Annotated in this window: 3 protein-coding genes; 2 read left to right on the top strand and 1 reads right to left on the bottom strand. The window is 72.0% G+C overall.

What is annotated here, in order from left to right; all coding sequences use genetic code 11:
* Positions 1–13: 13 nt before the first annotated feature.
* Positions 14–1,117, bottom strand: a complete 1,104-nt coding sequence (locus AC5LSR_RS14845; RefSeq protein WP_250281914.1) for an S-(hydroxymethyl)mycothiol dehydrogenase — start codon at positions 1,115–1,117, stop codon at positions 14–16.
* 396 nt (positions 1,118–1,513) lie between these two features.
* On the opposite strand from AC5LSR_RS14845, the gene AC5LSR_RS14840 reads away from it, so the two are divergent.
* Positions 1,514–2,500 carry a ParA family protein gene (locus AC5LSR_RS14840; RefSeq protein WP_250281876.1) on the top strand — a complete coding sequence of 329 codons (987 nt, stop codon included), beginning with the start codon at positions 1,514–1,516 and terminating at the stop codon, positions 2,498–2,500.
* Between the two features lie 184 nt (positions 2,501–2,684).
* Positions 2,685–3,374 carry a zinc metalloprotease gene (locus AC5LSR_RS14835; protein WP_250281875.1) on the top strand — a complete coding sequence of 230 codons (690 nt, stop codon included), beginning with the start codon at positions 2,685–2,687 and terminating at the stop codon, positions 3,372–3,374.
* The last annotated feature ends 231 nt before the right edge of the window (positions 3,375–3,605 follow it).

The following is a 3,605-nucleotide window of genomic DNA, read 5'->3' as shown; positions in this document are numbered from 1 at the left end:
GGCGGTATGTCGGTCAGAGCCGGACGACGCTGCGCAGCACGCTGCCCTGCCGCATCCGGGTGAACGCCTCCTCGACGTCGCCGAGGCCCACGGTCTCGGTCACGAACCCGTCGAGGTCGAGCCGGCCCGCCCGGTAGAGATCGATCAGGACCGGGAAGTCGCGGCTGGGCAGGCAGTCGCCGTACCAGGACGACTTCAGCGAGCCGCCGCGGCTGAACACCTCGGTCATCGGCAGCTCGAGGGTCATCGACGGGTCGGGGACCCCGACGAGGACGAGCCGCCCGGCGAGGTCCCGGGCGAAGAACGCCTGCCGGTAGGTCTCGGGGTGGCCGACCGCCTCGATGACCAGGTCAGCGCCATTACCGTCGGTAAGCGTTCTGATCGTCTCCACCGGGTCGAGGTCACGGGCGTCGACGGTGTGGGTGGCGCCGAACCGGCGGGCCCAGACCAGTTTGCGCTGGTCGACGTCGACCGCGATGATTTTCCGGGCGCCTGCGAGGGAAGCCCCGGCGATGGCCGCATCCCCCACGCCACCGCAGCCGAACACCGCGACCGTCTCACCGTGGGTGACCGCGCCGGTGTTGACCGCCGCGCCGAAACCGGCCATCACCCCGCAGCCGATCAGCCCGGCGGCCTCCGGCCGGGCCGCCGGGTCGACCTTCACGCACTGGCCGGCCGCCACCAGGGTCGCCTCGGCGAAGGCCCCGATGCCCAGCGCCGGTGACAGCTTCCGGCCGTCGGCCGCGAGCCGCATCGGCTGGGTGGCGTTGCGGGAGTCGAAGCAGTACCACGGCCGGCCGCGCAGACAGGACCGACAGCTCCCGCAGGGCGCCCGCCAGGCGATCACCACGTAGTCGCCGGGCACGAGCGAGGTGACCCCGTCGCCGACGGCCTCGACGGTCCCGGCGGCCTCGTGGCCGAGGAGGAAGGGGTAGTCGTTGGTGATGGCGCCCTCGCGATAGTGCAGATCGGTGTGACAGACGCCGCACGCCTGGACGCGTACCCGTGCCTCCCCGGGCCCCGGGGCGGGGACGACTATTTCCGTCAGGGTGACGGGGGCGCCCTTCTCCAGGGACACCACGCCACGCACAGTCACCGCATCCGTTGTCGCGCCCATCGTCATGCTCCCGTTGTCGTCGTCGACCGCCGGTGGCCCGGACACCCGGCCCCGCCCCAAGCCTGATCGCGCTGTCCCCGGCCGTCCAGACGGGCTGCGGCCCGGCCCGCCCGGACGGCCGCGGCCAGGTTTCGTCGGCCAGGCACCGTTCGCGGCGGGCCGGCAATTCCTGCCAGTGGAAATACGTCCCGCTATAGTTACCAACTGTTATTGAGAGCTGTCTGCCGCTATCGGTGGAACCCAGCCGGGAGCGGACCGGAACAGCGGTGGCGTCGGCGGTGGCGGGCCGCGGCCACCGACCCGGCGGGATGCGTCCGGTCAACTGTCGGTACGCTCCTGTCGGTCCGCTTCTGCTCTCCGCGCACCGATCCGCAAGAAGGGAGCAGGTCCCTCGACATGACCGCCGATACTTCGCCGATGGCGGCCCCGGTACGCCCCCCGTACGGGCGGATGACCGTCGGGGAACCAGCGCTGCCCGATGACAGCCAGCTCGACGCCGCGGACATCCCCGCCGCCGATGGTGACGCCGGCGAGATCGGGCCCACCGGACGCCCACTGCCCGTCTTTCCCGTCCCGCCTCCGCTGGCGACACACGGGCCGGCCTGGGTGGTCGCCATGTGTAACCAGAAAGGCGGCGTCGGCAAGACGACAAGCACGATCAATCTCGGTGCCGCGCTCGCCGAATACGGCCACCGCACCCTGCTGGTCGACTTCGACCCGCAGGGCGCGCTCTCGGTCGGGCTCGGCATCAACCCGATGGTGCTCGAGCACACCGTGCACGATCTCCTGGTCGGCACCGAGTCCGAGATCGGTGAGGTGCTGGTCCCCACCCAGGTCGACGGGCTGGACCTGCTGCCGAGCAACATCGACCTGTCGGCCGCGGAAATGCTGCTCGTCACGGAGGTCGGGCGGGAGCACACCCTGGCCCGCGCCCTGTCCCGGGTGCGCTCGGTCTACGACGTGATCCTCATCGACTGCCAGCCGTCCCTGGGCCTGCTGACCGTGAACGCGCTGACCGCCGCCGACGCCGTCATCGTGCCGCTGGAGTGCGAGTACTTCGCCCTGCGCGGCGTCGCCCTGCTGCTGGACACCATCGACAAGGTGCGCGACCGGCTGAACTCCCACCTGGAGCTCGCCGGCATCCTGGCCACCATGTACGACGCGCGCACCCTGCACGCCCGGGAGGTGCTGGCCAGGGTGGTGGAACGCTTCCCGCACGAGGTCTTCCACACGGTGATCAACCGGACGGTACGCTTCCCGGAGACCACCGTGGCCGGCGAGCCGATCACCACCTACGCGCCCACGTCCGTGGGCGCGGACGGCTACCGGCGGCTGGCCCGCGAGCTGATGGCCCGGCACGCCACCCCGTCCACGACCGGGTGAGCGGCCGGGTGCGCGCGCCAGCCGGACGACCGGCGGCCGGGCGGATGGACGGGCTGGCTGGGTGACCGGCGGGCAGGCCGCGGGCTCCCCGCGGGCTTCCCGCGGACCAGGTGGGTGACGATCGGGATGCGGACGTCCGGGACGCGGGACGAGGACCGGGACGGGATAAGGAACCTGTAGAGGCGTGCTGTTCTACCTGGCCGAACCCGCGGCGCTACTGGGGATCGCTCTCGCGCTCCTCATCGGGATCTACGCTCACGACGGCGCGCAGGTCCTCGCCGCGAGGCTGCTGCGGGACCCCAGCCCGCTGCGCGCCGGCCGCCTGACGGCGTCGCTGAAACACCGGGTCAGCCCGTTCAGCGCGGTCGCCATGCTCATCTCCGGGGTCGGCTGGACCGAGCCGATACCCATGAACGACGTGTGGCGCAAACGGCGCTTCCACGTGGCCGTGGCGGTGCTGGCCGGCCCGCTGGCCTACCTGCTGCTCGCGTTCGTCGCGATCGTCGGGTTCAAGTTCGTCTCCGAACCGTTTCTGCTCGCCGAGGGCGACCGCCTCCTGGAGGTCGACCACGCGGACAGTTTCCTCGCCCAACTGCTGCTGGGGATGGCGGTCACGTTCGGGTCGTTGCTCATCCTGAGTCTCGTCCCCGTCCCGCCGGCGGACGGCGGGCGGGTGCTGTTCCTGCTCGGCCCGCAGTCGCCGAGCTGGCACCGGGCCCACTACCAGCTCCGCGAGAACAACGTCGGCATCGTCATCCTGCTGGTGATCCTGCTGCTGCCGGTGCTGTTCGTGTCGTTCCCCTCGGTCGTCGGCCAGCTCATCCTGCCGCTGCTGCGAGGCCTGGGCGGCATCGTCGGCGTCGACGTCGGTTGAGCGGCCCGGCCCAGACCGTCCCGCCGGCCCGTGGGCAGCCGTCCGCCAGCCCGCACGAGCGGGCCTGTCCGCGCCCGGCGGGCGGCCGGCGGGGCTCGAACGGGCGTGCGGTGCCCTGGGACGGCCCGTGCCGCCGCGGCGGTAGCGTCGTGTCATGGCACGGACCGGGACATCTCCTCGGCCGAGCGTGATCACGCCGGCGCCCGACGCCACCGTGATGCCCGAAACCGG

This window comes from Protofrankia sp. CiP1_Cm_nod4, from assembly GCF_982290645.1.
Note: the sequence above shows the minus strand (reverse complement) of the source record. Positions and strands in the feature narration are given on the sequence as shown.